The 12,514-nt window shown below is 63.0% G+C and carries 15 protein-coding genes; 7 read left to right on the top strand and 8 right to left on the bottom strand.

Annotated elements, in window-relative coordinates:
• Positions 1–23 precede the first annotated feature (23 nt).
• The 5 genes from AC1DXO_RS10470 (at position 24) to AC1DXO_RS10450 (ending at position 5,117) form a co-directional block, all read left to right on the top strand.
• Positions 24–608, top strand: coding sequence for a DUF2059 domain-containing protein (locus tag AC1DXO_RS10470; RefSeq protein WP_476978081.1), 585 nt, complete (start codon positions 24–26; stop codon positions 606–608).
• Positions 609–654: 46 nt separating this feature from the next.
• Entirely contained in the window at positions 655–1,554 is a 900-nt protein-coding gene (locus tag AC1DXO_RS10465) for a hypothetical protein (protein ID WP_476978080.1), read from the top strand.
• Between the two features lie 25 nt (positions 1,555–1,579).
• A complete protein-coding gene (locus tag AC1DXO_RS10460; RefSeq protein ID WP_476978079.1) occupies positions 1,580–2,197 on the top strand; it encodes a hypothetical protein in 618 nt (205 codons plus the stop codon).
• A 90-nt stretch (positions 2,198–2,287) separates the two neighbouring features.
• Positions 2,288–3,928, top strand: coding sequence for a sulfotransferase family protein (locus tag AC1DXO_RS10455; protein WP_476978078.1), 1,641 nt, complete (start codon positions 2,288–2,290; stop codon positions 3,926–3,928).
• 61 nt (positions 3,929–3,989) lie between these two features.
• Positions 3,990–5,117, top strand: coding sequence for a succinylglutamate desuccinylase/aspartoacylase family protein (locus tag AC1DXO_RS10450; protein ID WP_476978077.1), 1,128 nt, complete (start codon positions 3,990–3,992; stop codon positions 5,115–5,117).
• 58 nt (positions 5,118–5,175) lie between these two features.
• Here the strand turns inward: AC1DXO_RS10450 and AC1DXO_RS10445 are convergent, their stop codons facing one another.
• The 5 genes from AC1DXO_RS10445 to AC1DXO_RS10425 are packed head-to-tail and all read right to left on the bottom strand — an operon-like array spanning position 5,176 to position 8,715.
• Positions 5,176–5,568, bottom strand: a complete 393-nt coding sequence (locus tag AC1DXO_RS10445; RefSeq protein WP_476978076.1) for a nuclear transport factor 2 family protein — start codon at positions 5,566–5,568, stop codon at positions 5,176–5,178.
• A 15-nt stretch (positions 5,569–5,583) separates the two neighbouring features.
• On the bottom strand, positions 5,584–6,327 hold the full coding sequence (locus AC1DXO_RS10440; RefSeq protein ID WP_476978075.1) for a lysophospholipid acyltransferase family protein: 744 nt from the start codon (positions 6,325–6,327) through the stop codon (positions 5,584–5,586).
• Positions 6,328–6,340: 13 nt separating this feature from the next.
• Positions 6,341–7,006 carry a YdcF family protein gene (locus tag AC1DXO_RS10435; protein ID WP_476978074.1) on the bottom strand — a complete coding sequence of 222 codons (666 nt, stop codon included), beginning with the start codon at positions 7,004–7,006 and terminating at the stop codon, positions 6,341–6,343.
• A complete protein-coding gene (locus AC1DXO_RS10430; protein WP_476978073.1) occupies positions 7,007–7,939 on the bottom strand; it encodes a cell division protein FtsX in 933 nt (310 codons plus the stop codon).
• Entirely contained in the window at positions 7,936–8,715 is a 780-nt protein-coding gene (locus tag AC1DXO_RS10425; protein ID WP_476978072.1) for a cell division ATP-binding protein FtsE, read from the bottom strand. The genes AC1DXO_RS10430 and AC1DXO_RS10425 overlap by 4 nt, the downstream gene beginning before the upstream one ends.
• A gap of 115 nt (positions 8,716–8,830) precedes the next feature.
• Here AC1DXO_RS10425 and AC1DXO_RS10420 point away from each other — a divergent pair, with 115 nt between their 5' ends.
• Positions 8,831–9,736 (top strand): zinc-ribbon domain-containing protein, encoded by a 906-nt coding sequence (locus AC1DXO_RS10420; protein WP_476978071.1) that lies wholly within the window; start codon positions 8,831–8,833, stop codon positions 9,734–9,736.
• Positions 9,699–10,268: a phosphoribosyltransferase gene (locus AC1DXO_RS10415; protein ID WP_476978070.1), complete on the top strand. Its 570-nt coding sequence runs from the start codon at positions 9,699–9,701 to the stop codon at positions 10,266–10,268. The genes AC1DXO_RS10420 and AC1DXO_RS10415 overlap by 38 nt, the downstream gene beginning before the upstream one ends.
• A 102-nt stretch (positions 10,269–10,370) precedes the next feature.
• On the opposite strand, the gene AC1DXO_RS10410 is transcribed toward AC1DXO_RS10415, so the two are convergent.
• From AC1DXO_RS10410 to lysA, 3 genes are read right to left on the bottom strand one after another with little or no spacing between them, the layout of a single operon-like run.
• Positions 10,371–10,616, bottom strand: coding sequence for a hypothetical protein (locus AC1DXO_RS10410; protein ID WP_476978069.1), 246 nt, complete (start codon positions 10,614–10,616; stop codon positions 10,371–10,373).
• Between the two features lies 1 nt (position 10,617).
• Positions 10,618–11,148 (bottom strand): DUF4175 family protein, encoded by a 531-nt coding sequence (locus AC1DXO_RS10405; RefSeq protein WP_476978068.1) that lies wholly within the window; start codon positions 11,146–11,148, stop codon positions 10,618–10,620.
• Positions 11,149–11,171: 23 nt separating this feature from the next.
• A complete protein-coding gene (gene lysA, locus AC1DXO_RS10400; protein ID WP_476978067.1) occupies positions 11,172–12,491 on the bottom strand; it encodes a diaminopimelate decarboxylase in 1,320 nt (439 codons plus the stop codon).
• Positions 12,492–12,514 lie beyond the last annotated feature (23 nt).

Raw genomic sequence — 12,514 nt, 5'->3', positions numbered from 1 at the left:
TGTGCTTCAGGGGGACTTTCGTCATGAAGACGATCCGCGTAGCCACCGCAGCTTTTCTGATGATGACCCTGTGCGCCGCCCCTGTGCTGGCGCAGGAAATCGTCGCTGCCGCGCCATCCAATCATTACGCCGTTGCCGCCGGCGATGTCGCCACCGTCGCCGTGGCCCAGCTCAATGACGCCGCCGACACAGCCGGCGCCGCCAAGAAGGTCGATCTCTACAAGCAACTGATGGAACTGAACGGCGTCTCGCGCAACATCCGCAACGTCATCAGCAACACCAAGTCCGCCACACGGCTGATCGTTATCGACCGTTCCGGCCAGCCCGCCCTGTCCGATGTCGATAGCGCGCGCTTCAACACCATTGCCGACCAGGTCCTGGGCCAGACCGAAGCCTCGCTGATCAATGATATCGCCGTCGCGCAGTCGCAGTGGTTCAGCGCCGATGAGATCCAGCAACTGATCGCCGCCAATTCCTCGGTCGCCGCAGCCAAGTACAATTCCACCAAATTCCAGGCGGGTGAAGCCGCCGCCCAGCAGGTTCAGGCCTATATGGTCGATGCCGTGATCAAGATCATCAAGACCTTCCAGGAATCGATGGCCAGCTAGTTTTTAATCCGAGGGTCCTTAATCCGGGGTCGGGGGAGTTTTTTTAGTGACCGTATTTGTTCGCCGTCTTCATACTCGTCTCCTGATGACCGTACTTGGCAGCCTTGCTGTCATGACCCTGGGTGTTGGGACCGTTTACGCCGAAGCACCCCTGAGCGCAGACCAGTCGAAGCAGCTCGACCTCTATATGCAACACGTCGGCAAGCCCAGGCCCGGCGGCACGCCGGCACCCGTCTCCACCAACATCACCCTGCCCAGCGTGGCGCACAGCAGCGACGTCGCCGTGGTATCGGCGCATGACGACAGCAAGACCCTCGAAGCCTTCCTGGCCCTCACCGCCCCACCGTCGATCCCTGTCGGCATGACACTGGGCATCGCCTCGGGCCAGGGCGTCCAGCCGGCCGTACCGGACATGGGGCTGTGGGACAAACAGGCCGCCCGGGCCATTGTCGCCGCCTTCCAGAACCCGAACAAGAATACTACAGCCGAACAGGCGGCGACCTATGCCGCCGCGACCACGGCACCCGCCGATCCCGCCTTCGAGGAACGGCTGAGCCTGGTCCGCACCCTGTTCCGTACTGATGGCACCGACGCCCTGGTCCGCAAATTCATTGCCACCACGCATATGAAGCTGATCATCCAGGAAGTCGCCCGTCACATCGATTTCAGCAAGCTATCGGAAACGGACAAGTATCGCCTGGCCGCCATTGCCGCGGTAGCCCAGACCGAGCTTGAGGACAATGTCCTGAATATCAATGCCCGGCTGCAGGCGACCAACCTCAGCAAGCCCGAAATCATGCAGCTGATCGTCGCCTTCGACATAGATCCGGCGCGCAAGCTGACCCAGATGCGTCTCAATGACGACGGCAAGCAGGATCGCGCCGCCGACCTGGACCTGCGTCTGGCGACCTACCAGATCGTGAAACAATTCGAGGCCGGTCAGTAAAGCCACCGGCCAGGGAGACTGTCCCATGCGCTTTCACAAAACCGGCTTGATCGCCTTGGCGCTTGCTGTGTTGTTGCTTGGCGGCATCGTGGCGTTACCTGTAGCCGCCGAAGCTCAACCCACCCCCGTTCCCGCTACGCCGGCTCCACCCGTACCGACGGCGGCACAGGTGGCGGTCGGCGAGCAGGTGATCACCAATCTGCATCTGTTCGAGCTGCTGGCCTATGGCGGACATAATGGCATCCTGCAGAACGAATCGATCGCTGCCATGCCGGTCGACGACCAGAACCGTCTTGGTGCGATGTTCGATGAAGAAATCGCCGCGCATCGCGCCGAAACGGTCCATGCCATGGCGACGAGCAATTCCGGCTACTATACGACGGAACAGCTCGGCCAGTTACTAGCTCTGTCGAAGATCAAATATGTCCAGGATCTCGTACTCGCCGGCGGCGACACCTCCCTGGCGACGCCCGACGAAACCAGCATGACCGAGGCGGAACGGACCCTCTTCACGACGATGATGAACGAAGCCTGGGTCAACGACTTCTTCGAGCAGTTCGACTACACGACAGCTACGCCCACGGTCGGCGCGGCGGCCGATGCTGCCTTCAACCGTTTCAGCGCGTCAACACCCGCCCAGTAACGCGTGGTCAGGCGACAGGCTGGATCACCGGCTTGCGCCCGACGTCGAAAGGTTTAAGGTCGCCGTGACGTCCACTCCCACATAGCCGATATGCCCACCTTTACGCGTGCCGCCGACCCCATCGAGTCTGACATTCGTGAAGCCGCCCAGGCCTTGCGCAGCGGCGATTTTGCCAGGGCCGCCGCCGCCGCCCGGCGCGCCGCAAGCCTGGCGCCACAACGTCCGGAAACCTGGTGGCTGTGGGGCCTGGCGACCATGGACCAATGGGCCTATGCTGAAGCCGACGATATTCTCAGCCGTGGCCTGAGCCATATTCCCGCCGGCCATCCCCTGCGCGCGCGTTTCCTGACCCAGCGCGTTCGCGCCCTGGTTCCACAGGGGCGCAACAGCGAAGCTTGCGACATGGCGCGCCAGGCTTTGGCCGCCGGCGCCGACGGTCCGGATTCGCTCGCAATCCTGGGCATGGCGCTCGGGCGGGCAGGACGCGAAGCCGAGGCCCTGCCACTGCTGCGCCGTGCCGTCGCGCTGGCACCAGATTCTGCCGCCTTTCGTCACGGCCTGGGCGACCTGCAACAGTTTGTCGGACGCAATAGCGATGCTGAGGCATCCTACGAGGCGGCGGTGCGGCTGGCACCCAACAGCGAATCCTATCTGGCTCTGGCGCGCCTGCGGCGATGGACGCGCGAGCATAACCACATCAATGCCTTGCAGGCGCTGAAGGTTGCACGGCCCCTGGACGAAGCCCGCCGCGCCTACGCCCTGTTCAAGGAACTGTCGGACATCGGTGAGGACGAACAGGCCTGGACCTGGCTCGAAACCGGCGCCCAGGCCGCTCGCCGCCAGCCCGTGACCGTCCACAGCCTCAACTGGTCGCGCGCGGCGGAAGCCGACACTGTCGGGGCGTGGAAACGCGCCCTGCCAGAGTCGCGTTTTGCCGCGCCTGCACCGCCGCCCCTGCCCTCCCGCGCTGCCGCACCGCGCCGCATCTTCATCATCGGCCTGCCGCGCTCCGGCACCACACTGACCGAGCGTGTTCTGACCGCCCACAGCCAGGTCCAGGCGCTTGGTGAGTTGCAAACCTTCGGCGTCGCGGTGAAGCGCCTCTCCGGCTCGACCACGCCGCCCGTGCTGGATGTCGACACGATCGAACGCGCCGCCAAACTGGATCCGCGTCGCCTTGCCGAGGTCTATGATCGCGAAACCGCCTATCTCAGCGACGGCAGTGCCTATACGATCGATAAATTGCCGCACAATCACGACTATGCCGGCCTTATCCGCCTGGCCTGGCCGGACGCCATTATCGTCCATGTCCAGCGCGCACCGATGGATTCGTTGTTCGGTGCCTTGAAGCTGCACGTCAACGACAATTACCGCTGGTCATTCGACCAGGACGATCTGGCCGATCACTATGCGCTGTATCGCGAGTTGATGCAGCACTGGCGCGACGTTCTGGGCGACGGCTTGATCGAGGTGTCGTTGGAGGCGCTTATCGCCGATCCTGAGGGCCAGATCCGGCGCTTGCTCGACACCTGCGGACTGCCGTTTGAGCCGGCATGCCTTAATCCGCACGAGACGGCCGGGGCGGTGGCATCGGCCAGTTCCAGCCAGGTGAGAAAGCCGATCAATGCCGAGGGCGTCGGCGCCTGGCGGCGTTATGCCGGCCACCTCGAACCCCTGCGCCGCCGCTTGTTCGACATGGGTTATGTCGATGCAGCGGGTAATGCCATTTAGGATTTCCAGCGGCACGCACACATCAGTCGATCATCGTCTTTTTCTCAGGCCAGACAAACCCATGAAACATATCTTTCCGCTTATCGCCGCAGGTCTGCTGACGGCCAGTTCGGTTTCGGCCGCCACGGTCTATACAGGCGACCGCATCGACGGCGCGCGGGTGATCGAAAAGCTCGATGTCGCCGATCAGCCGGCAGGCCTGACCAAGCTGTGGTTCCGCGCGCTCGACAATGCCACCGGCCAGGCCTGGTACGTGCCAGTCATCGTCGTCAAGGGCGCCAAACCCGGCCCCAGATTCCTCGTCACCGCCGGCATTCATGGTGATGAACTGAACGGTATCGGCGTCCTGCAAGGGCTGACCCACGACCTCGATCCGAACAGCCTGTCGGGCACGCTTATGGCCGTGCCGGGCCTCAATGCGCCCGGCCTGTTGCGCTCGACACGGACCTTTTCCGCCAGCCACACCAGCGCCGGCGGCAATCTCAATCGTCTGATCCCCAGCGATCCGGCCGCCACGGCCGGCGACAGCGACGCCAGCACCCGCTACGCCGCCCGCCTGTGGTCGCAGATCTTCATGGGCAATGCCGACTTTGCCGTCGACCTGCATACCCAGTCGCGCGGCGGCACCTATCCCGCCTATGTCTTTGCCCAGACGGGGCAGGCGCGTCATATCGCCGACCTTCTGCGCCCGGATGTGATCAATATGGACCCCGGCATCGACGGTGCTGTCGAAAACATGCTCAATGGCGCTGGCATACCCGCCGTCACCTATGAACTGGCCACCGCCGAGTCGTGGGACTTTACCTATATCGACCGCGCCAAGGCCGGGCTGCGCAATGTCATGATCGATGCCAAAATGCTGCCGGGCAGTCCGGTGCTCAGCGGACCGGCGCCTTTTGTCGGCAACGAAACCTATGATGCGACGTCGCCGCACGGTGGCTGGGCCCACGCGGTGGTCAAGCTGAACCAGGACGTCAAAAAGGGCGACCTGCTGGCGACCATTACCAATGCGTTCGGCGATACCGTGGCGACCCTGACGGCGCCCTTCGATGCCCGCGTGCTGGTGGTGCCGGTCGATCCGCGTACCGATCCGGGCGACAATGTCGTCCGCCTGATCCGCTGGAATAGCGACCTGCCGTGCAAGGCGGACGGCTGCCCTACGGCGACAGCCATGGTCAAGGATAACTGAGCTTCACTGCGGACGCGGCCTCGAAGAAAGTTCCAATATCTTTTACACGCGTCGGACCTCACGCCATGCGCGGTGAGCCCTGGATAAACCAGGCTTTTTTGATATGGCCGCCCTGGACGTCGTAAATGCCCACGACGTCGATCTCGCCCTTGCCGTTGGGGAAGTTGCGCGTCACGCGCTCCGTATCGACAACCTTGTTACCAATGACGACGCGGCTGATTAGATGGGCCTTCAGGTCGGGCTCGAGGAAGCGTACGACGTGGCGAGCGCGGATGTCGCCATAGCCCTTGGCCAGCAAGGTATCCGGATGCTGATAGATCTCGGCCTCCAGGTCCCAGAAGTCCATGAACATATCGATATCGCGCGCATTGTAGGCGTCGAGCTGATGGGCCACCACCTGCTCCGGCGTCAGCGCGTCGGTCACGGCCTGGGGTTTGTCACGTCTTTCCATGGCGCAATAGGACGGCTATTCGGCTGAATCTGTCAAGACCTTGGCGTCCGCCTGTTCAGCGAGCAGCCGGTTCGAGGCCGTTTCCAGCCGATCCTTGACCTGAGTCATGAATTCACCGCGCTTCAGACCCGCCGGCAGCGGTGGCAGGAATTCGAACACCACCGTACCCGGTTTGCGGTCGACACCGTGGCCAGGCCAATATTGGCCGGAATTGGTCGCGAGCAGATGACACGGCACCTCCAGGTCGCGATACAGCGCCGCTACGCCGGGCTTGTAGTCGGCATCGACACCCGGGTCGGTCCGCGTGCCTTCGGGGAAGATCAGAATCTGGCGCCCTTCGGCCAGGCGCTCGCGGCAGCCCTTGACCATGGATTTCAGCGCCTTGGCGGCTTCATCGCGGCGCACCGGCACCATCTTGGTACGCGAGGCGAACCAGCCGAGGAAAGGCAGGTACATCAGTTCCTGCTTCAGCACATAGGCTGTGGCCGGCAGGATGGTGAAGGGCGCGATGGTGTCGAGCATGCTCATATGCTTGCCGGCGATTAGCGAGGCCCCCAGCGGACGATGCTCCAGGCCGCGGAACTCGACCTTTATGCCGACGATCCAGCGTGCACCGAACAGCACCGACTTGGCCCACCAGCGGATGACCGCCATGGGCGCCGGATCCGGGAAGAGCAGCAGCGGTGAGCAGACAAGGCCGTAGAAGGCCATGGTGCCATACAGCCACAGCACGAAGATCAGGGATCGCAGTCTTATCATTTAGAAGGATACCTTACGCCGCGTGGCTGGCGGACGAGGCAGTCTCATCTTCGGAACCAGGTGCGGGCTTTGATTCATGGCCCTTGTCGCCCATGCGCGAAATGCTCAGGATCGCGTCACGGCCGAGGATAACCAGGTATTTGCAATATTCGAGCACGATGATCCGCGTACCCTTGGGCGATTTCCACCAGCCGCGCGCGTCCAGATCGGGCGTCGCCACAGGATAGGCGACGAAATGGGCGTCCGGCATATCGGCCTTCAGCTCCAGCAGTGAACGCGGCATGTGATAGTCCGACGTCACCACGATCAGGGTGTAAAAACGGTGACCGCGCCCCCAGTCGGCGATTTCGCGCGCATTGCCGACGGTGTTTTCAGCTTCGTAGCCCAGGTCGACGCAGCATTCGTACAGGCGCTTGGAGCCCTCGGTCACGTCCATTAGTTCCGGCCGCTTGACCTCGCGGTTGACGCCGGAAATGAACAGGCGCTGGCCCTTGCGGCGTTCCAGCAGGCGCATGCCTTCCTTGAGCCGCATGTCCGAGGCACCGGTCAGCACAACAATAGCGTCGGCAGCTTCTTCGGGTTCGAGGGCGGGAGTCGATTCGACGACCCGGTCGGCAAAGACCAGCAGGCCTGCAGTCCACAACAGGACCACAACCAGGAAAGCGATCAGACTGCGCATCTATCCGTTCCCTCCCAACAGCCGCAACGTCACAATACGTGCCGTCACCGCGCCGATGAGGGCGACCAGGAATGGACACGGGATTAATATTAACAGGTCAAACCATGATATGGGAAGAGCCACCGCGAAGCTTTGTGAGGATGCTGTGGCTTTTATGACGGCCGCGACCGCCGCGGCGATCAAAGCGCCGAGCAATCCGGACTCAAAAGCCATGCGCGCAAAGCGATATTGAAAGCGTTGCGCGATGAACAGGTCGCTGGCGCCGCACAGCGCCAGGACCTCGACAATATTGGCCCGCGCCGTCAGTCCGGCCCTCGTCGCGAAACCGACCATGGCCGCCGCCGCCGAAAACAGCAGGAAGAACGCCCCCAGGAACGGCAGGCGGATGGTCAGGGCGCTTTGCTCGATATCCTTCAGCCAGACGCTGTGGTCGTCGATCGAGGCGTCGATATCATGCGCCGTCAGAGCATCCAGCAACTGTTGCGGCTTGGCTGGCGCTTCGGGTTTGAGCGACACCTCGACCAGGTTGGGAATAGGCAGGTCGTCCAGTATCGCGTCGCCCAGCCACGGCTTGATCAGGGCCTTGGCCTTTTCCGGTTCGATGGCCGTCACCTGGCCGACACCCTTGAGGCCGGCCAGCACCTCGGCCGCCCGGGCCGCGGCGACCGAACCGCTTTCCAGGCCGGTCGGCCGGACCTGGACCGTGACCTCGGCGCGAATATCGCGCGACCAGCCGCGTGCGGCGCGGTCCGACGCCATGACGACCAGGGCCGACAGGCAGGCCAGCATGCACAGGACGCCAATGACGTAATGCAGGGCGATCTCGCGCTGGTCCTGGTCGGGCAGCAGGTGGCGCGCCTTCATCGATGACAGCCTTGAACCGGCCTGGTGAGACTTACCCTCGTGGGATTTGGCGATATTGAATTTGGTCATGACCGCACCGTCGCTGTCAGGTCACGTCGCGACAGGTAGCCGTCCTTCAGTTCCAGAACCGGCATGCCCGAGGCGCGGATCAGGCTTTCGTCGTGGGTGGCGATCAGCACGGTGGCGCCCAGCCGGTTCAGTTCGACGAACAGGCGCATGATGCGCAGACCCATGGCGTAGTCGATATTGCCCGTCGGCTCATCGGCCAGAATCAGGGTTGGGCGCGTCACCACCGCGCGCGCAATGGCCAGGCGCTGCTTCTCGCCGCCCGACAGGATATGCGGCATGGCCTGAAGCTGGTTTTTCAGCCCGACCCAGCTCAACAGCTCGCTGACGTCGTCGCGATAGTCTGCGTAGTGCTGGCCGTGGACGAACAACGGCAGGGCGGCGTTGTCGAAAACATTAAGATGTTCCAGCAGGCGGAACTCCTGGAAGACGATGCCGAGCTTGGAGCGCAGCCGCGCCGCCTGGGCGCGGTCGCCGTCCTTTATCGCCTCGCCAAACAGCGAAATCCGTCCGGTGCTGGGCTTTTGCGCCAGGTAGATCATCTTCAGCAGCGACGTCTTGCCGGCGCCCGACGGTCCGGTCAAAAAATGAAACGACCCGGCCGGAAGCTGAAACGACAAGGATTTGAGGATGTAATCCGCTTCGGCGACCTGGGCGCCCTTCAGTCCTGAGCCATAGCCCATGCTGACGTTTTCAAACGACACGACGGCGTCGTCACCGGGGAGGAACCCGGTGGCGGCAGACGGTGTGCGGTTTTTGTCGAGCGGGGCGATCGCCATCATCCGATCCAGTTAAGCTTGATCAGTTGTTAAGACTTTTAGGGACATAAGGTTAAGAAACTTCGTCTGGTTAACAAGTTTTCTGGTTATCTTGGCGATCCCACCATCAGCGCCCATGATCCTGACCTGTCCCAACTGTACCACGCGTTATACCCTGCCGGACTCGCAATTGCCGGCCGGCGGACGAACCGTGCGCTGCGCCGCCTGTCGCACGACCTGGCATGCTGAAAAGCACGAAGACCCGATCGACCTGCCCATGCCGGCCGTCGCCCCACCGGCCAGGCCCGAAGACCTGCAGACCGTCAAGGCCAAGAAGCTGCCCGGCCAGTACCGCGCCATGGTCGAGGGCAAGAAACGCCTGAAGGCCTTGACCGCCCAGGGTATCGTCTGGGGCGCCATGGCCGCCACCGCCGTAATGATCCTTGCGCTGGGTTACCTGCTGCGCGTCGACATCACCCGCACCTTTCCGCGCGTCGCCGGCGCCTATGCCATGGTCGGCATTCCGGTCAATGCCGCCGGCATGACATTGGTCAGCGGCGACAATGATTCGAGGGCGGCCTTCAAGAACGGCCGCTTCGTAGTCACGGTGACCGCCCAGGTGACCAATCTGCGCGACAAGCCGACCCCTGTGCCGCCGATCAAGGTCAAGATGCTGGATGCCACGCTGCAACAGTTCGACGATATGGTGATCCCGTCCAGCGGACTGGTCGTCGCGCCGCACGCCACGCGCACCCTGACCTTCGATGTCCGCGACCCGAAGAACATGGTGGCGCACCTTGATCTTGACTTCGATCTCGAAGGGATGAAGAAGTCGAAAACGAAACGCGGCCCTGCCCTGCGCCACGAACCGACCCCCGTCCACGATGGTGCGGAAGGCGAACACGACGCGGCGGCAGTGCCGGACCACGAAGCGGCCGAACCGGTGGACGACGCCCCGGACCACGCCACCCCTCACGACGTCGCCGAGTCAGATCCATCCGAACATGACAGCGTCCCTGCCCTCCGCGAGCACCATTCCTGATCCTGTCGCGCCGTCCGTCCTGCTCAGCGAGACGGAAGTCCAGGCGCGGGTCCAGGTCCTGGCCGATATTCTGGTCGACTATATCAAGCCCGACTGTATCGGTGTCTGCCTGCTGACCGGCGGCATCTGGTTCGCCGCCGACCTGTCGCGTGCGCTGAATCGCGCCGGCCGCGACATCGCCTTCGACGCCCTGTGGCTGTCCTCGTACGGCGACGGTCGTGAGGGCGGCGCCATGCTGATTCGCGCGCCGTTGCAGCGTTCGGTCGAGGGCCGCCAGGTGCTGATCATGGATGACGTGCTGGACAGCGGCGCCAGTCTGCGCATCGCTGTCGATATCGTGCGCGAGGCCGGCGCCTCGGAGGTCCTGACGGCTGTGTTTGCGCGCAAACCCGATCCGTTGAAGGACGGCCTGCGTCGCGAGATGGAGGCCGACTTTACCGCCTGGGAAGCCCCCGCGCGTTACCTGGTCGGCTATGGCCTGGACGACGGCGGCAAGTACCGCGCCTTGCCCTATGTCGGCGCGCTGGATTAAATGCCTCACGTTTATTCAAAAAGTGGTAGCCACTTTTGAATAAACGTGAGTTGTAACAAAAACTTAGAACGAATTAGCGATTCCGTTCAAACCCAATTAGCTCTATAATCCCGGCAAGGCTTTCAGAATCAGGACAAGCCCCATCAAGGCAAAGACATAGCCGAACATCTGCAGCCAGAATGCGATGGGCCTGGTCTTCTCCCTGACAGTTTCAAGAGTGCGTGTGGAGGTTACGCCACGATGCAACGCACCGCGCAGAAGCTGGGCCGCACAAAACGCCGTGGCGGCCAGCCAGCCAGCCCAAATGAACAGATGTTGGTGCGCATGGAAAAAGTCCACTGCGGTCATCCTACTTCTCAGCCAGGCTCGCGTCGCTGAAGGTCGTCTGGGCGAAGGGACAAAATCCGGCCTCGACCCGGCTGAGCGGCACTGGGCCCAGCACCAAGAAGCCCAGCACCGCCGCCACCAGGGCGACAAAGCGCAGGGCGAACGGATCGGCCGCCGCGATTCCCGCCTTCGCCTTGCCGATTTTCAAAGGTGGCTGATCGACCTCATGGCGCATGGCCAGCAACCGTTCCGGCTTCAGGCCATTGTCGATTGCCAGACGCGTGTTCAGCTCGGTAAAACTGGGCACGCGAAAGCGGAAAATCGCGCGAACCGAGGCAAAAATGGCCACCAGCAGACCGCCGGCCAGAAGCCCGGCGTGGATCATCGCCGGCATGCGCATAAACAGCCCCCATTGCGCCGCCACGGCGACCAGGGCGACCAGCAGGACATAGGGAAACAGGGCCGGCAGGATGCGCTCCCAGACCATCACCAACCGCGTGCCGAACAGCCCGCGGTTCAAGGGTGATAAAATGGTTGGCTTTCTGCCCGACATAACGCCCCCAACTCCGCTCATAGCTATGCGCTTGCCACCCGCGGGCCAGGCCGCAGCCAGCCCGGCACGGGTTCACGCGCCATCATCTCATCATAGGTCGGCCTAGGGCGCACAACGCTCCAGTCCGCGTCACGCACCAACACCTCCGGGGCGAGTGGACGTGAATTATATTCGCTTCCCATCACGGCCCCATAGGCGCCCGCCGTCATGAAGGCGACCAGTTCGCCCTCATGCAGCCGTGGCAGGCTACGTTCGCGCGTAAAGGTATCGCCCGTCTCGCACACCGGCCCGACAACATCGTAGGTGTCGGTCTCGCCGTCGACCGGCGCCACGACGGGGCGAATATCGTGATAAGCATCGTACAGGGCCGGGCGCAGCAGGTCGTTCATCGCCGCATCCAGCACCAGGAACTTCTGGCCGCTCTCAGCCCGTTCATGGACATGAACGACGCGCGACACCAGCACCCCGGCATTGGCGGCAATCAGCCGGCCGGGCTCAAAGGTATAGCGCAGGCCCATATCGCCGACGGTCAGTGCCGTCATCTCGGCGAAGTCGGCCGGGTCAGGCGGGGTCTTTTGATTGAAATAGGGCACGCCCAGGCCACCGCCCAGGTCGAGCCGTTCAACGCCCAGCCCTTCGGCGCGCAGGGATTCGACCCAGCCGCGCATACGCGAAAACGCCGCCTGCAATGGCGTCAGGTCGGTGATTTGCGACCCGATATGGCAGGCAATGCCCAGCGGCGCCAGGTTGCGATGGGCTGAGGCCTCGGCATACAATTTCAAGGCTTCTTCGGCCGAAATACCGAACTTGTCCTTGGCCCCGCCAGTGGTGATCTTGGCATGGCCGCCGGCGCCGACACCCGGATTGATGCGGATGACGAACGGCGCGATCATGTTGAGCGACGCCGCCACCCTGGCCAGTCGATCCAGTTCCGGACGCGATTCGACGTTCAACTGGTAGATTCCAGCCTTGAGCGCGAAGGCCATTTCGGCATCGGTCTTGCCGACGCCGGAAAAGACGATGCTGGACGCCGCTATACCCGCCTTCAGCGCCTTGCGAATCTCGCCTTCGCTGACCGTATCGGCGCCGCAGCCCTGCAGGGCCAGGGTGCGCAGGACCGCCATGTTCGAATTGGCCTTCATGGCATAGGCGACCAGCGGCGCTTCACCCTTCGGCCCGCGCAAGCCCGGCTGGGCATTCAGCGCCCCGGCAAAGACATTGTAATGCCGCTCCAGAGTCGCCGACGAATAGACATAGACAGGCGTACCCACCTGCTGCGCGATGTCCGTCAGGGAAACATCTTCGCAGTGCAGGTCGCCGTCACGGTAGTCGAAATGGTTCATTTGATCGGTTCAGGGCCTGGGGA

Source organism: Asticcacaulis sp. P2_C5 (assembly GCF_056404555.1).
Note: the sequence above shows the minus strand (reverse complement) of the source record. Positions and strands in the feature narration are given on the sequence as shown.

Excerpts from the sequence above, each read along its gene's own strand:
- AC1DXO_RS10405 (WP_476978068.1), bottom strand. The coding sequence starts at position 11,148 with ATGTCGGGCAGAAAGCCAACCATTTTATCACCCTTGAACCGCGGGCTG.
- AC1DXO_RS10425 (WP_476978072.1), bottom strand. The coding sequence starts at position 8,715 with ATGGCGATCGCCCCGCTCGACAAAAACCGCACACCGTCTGCCGCCACC.
- AC1DXO_RS10445 (WP_476978076.1), bottom strand. The coding sequence starts at position 5,568 with ATGGAAAGACGTGACAAACCCCAGGCCGTGACCGACGCGCTGACGCCG.
- AC1DXO_RS10435 (WP_476978074.1), bottom strand. The coding sequence starts at position 7,006 with ATGCGCAGTCTGATCGCTTTCCTGGTTGTGGTCCTGTTGTGGACTGCA.
- AC1DXO_RS10450 (WP_476978077.1), top strand. The coding sequence starts at position 3,990 with ATGAAACATATCTTTCCGCTTATCGCCGCAGGTCTGCTGACGGCCAGT.
- AC1DXO_RS10470 (WP_476978081.1), top strand. The coding sequence starts at position 24 with ATGAAGACGATCCGCGTAGCCACCGCAGCTTTTCTGATGATGACCCTG.
- AC1DXO_RS10455 (WP_476978078.1), top strand. The coding sequence starts at position 2,288 with ATGCCCACCTTTACGCGTGCCGCCGACCCCATCGAGTCTGACATTCGT.
- AC1DXO_RS10460 (WP_476978079.1), top strand. The coding sequence starts at position 1,580 with ATGCGCTTTCACAAAACCGGCTTGATCGCCTTGGCGCTTGCTGTGTTG.
- lysA (WP_476978067.1), bottom strand. The coding sequence starts at position 12,491 with ATGAACCATTTCGACTACCGTGACGGCGACCTGCACTGCGAAGATGTT.
- AC1DXO_RS10430 (WP_476978073.1), bottom strand. The coding sequence starts at position 7,939 with ATGACCAAATTCAATATCGCCAAATCCCACGAGGGTAAGTCTCACCAG.
- AC1DXO_RS10440 (WP_476978075.1), bottom strand. The coding sequence starts at position 6,327 with ATGATAAGACTGCGATCCCTGATCTTCGTGCTGTGGCTGTATGGCACC.
- AC1DXO_RS10420 (WP_476978071.1), top strand. The coding sequence starts at position 8,831 with ATGATCCTGACCTGTCCCAACTGTACCACGCGTTATACCCTGCCGGAC.
- AC1DXO_RS10410 (WP_476978069.1), bottom strand. The coding sequence starts at position 10,616 with ATGACCGCAGTGGACTTTTTCCATGCGCACCAACATCTGTTCATTTGG.
- AC1DXO_RS10415 (WP_476978070.1), top strand. The coding sequence starts at position 9,699 with ATGACAGCGTCCCTGCCCTCCGCGAGCACCATTCCTGATCCTGTCGCG.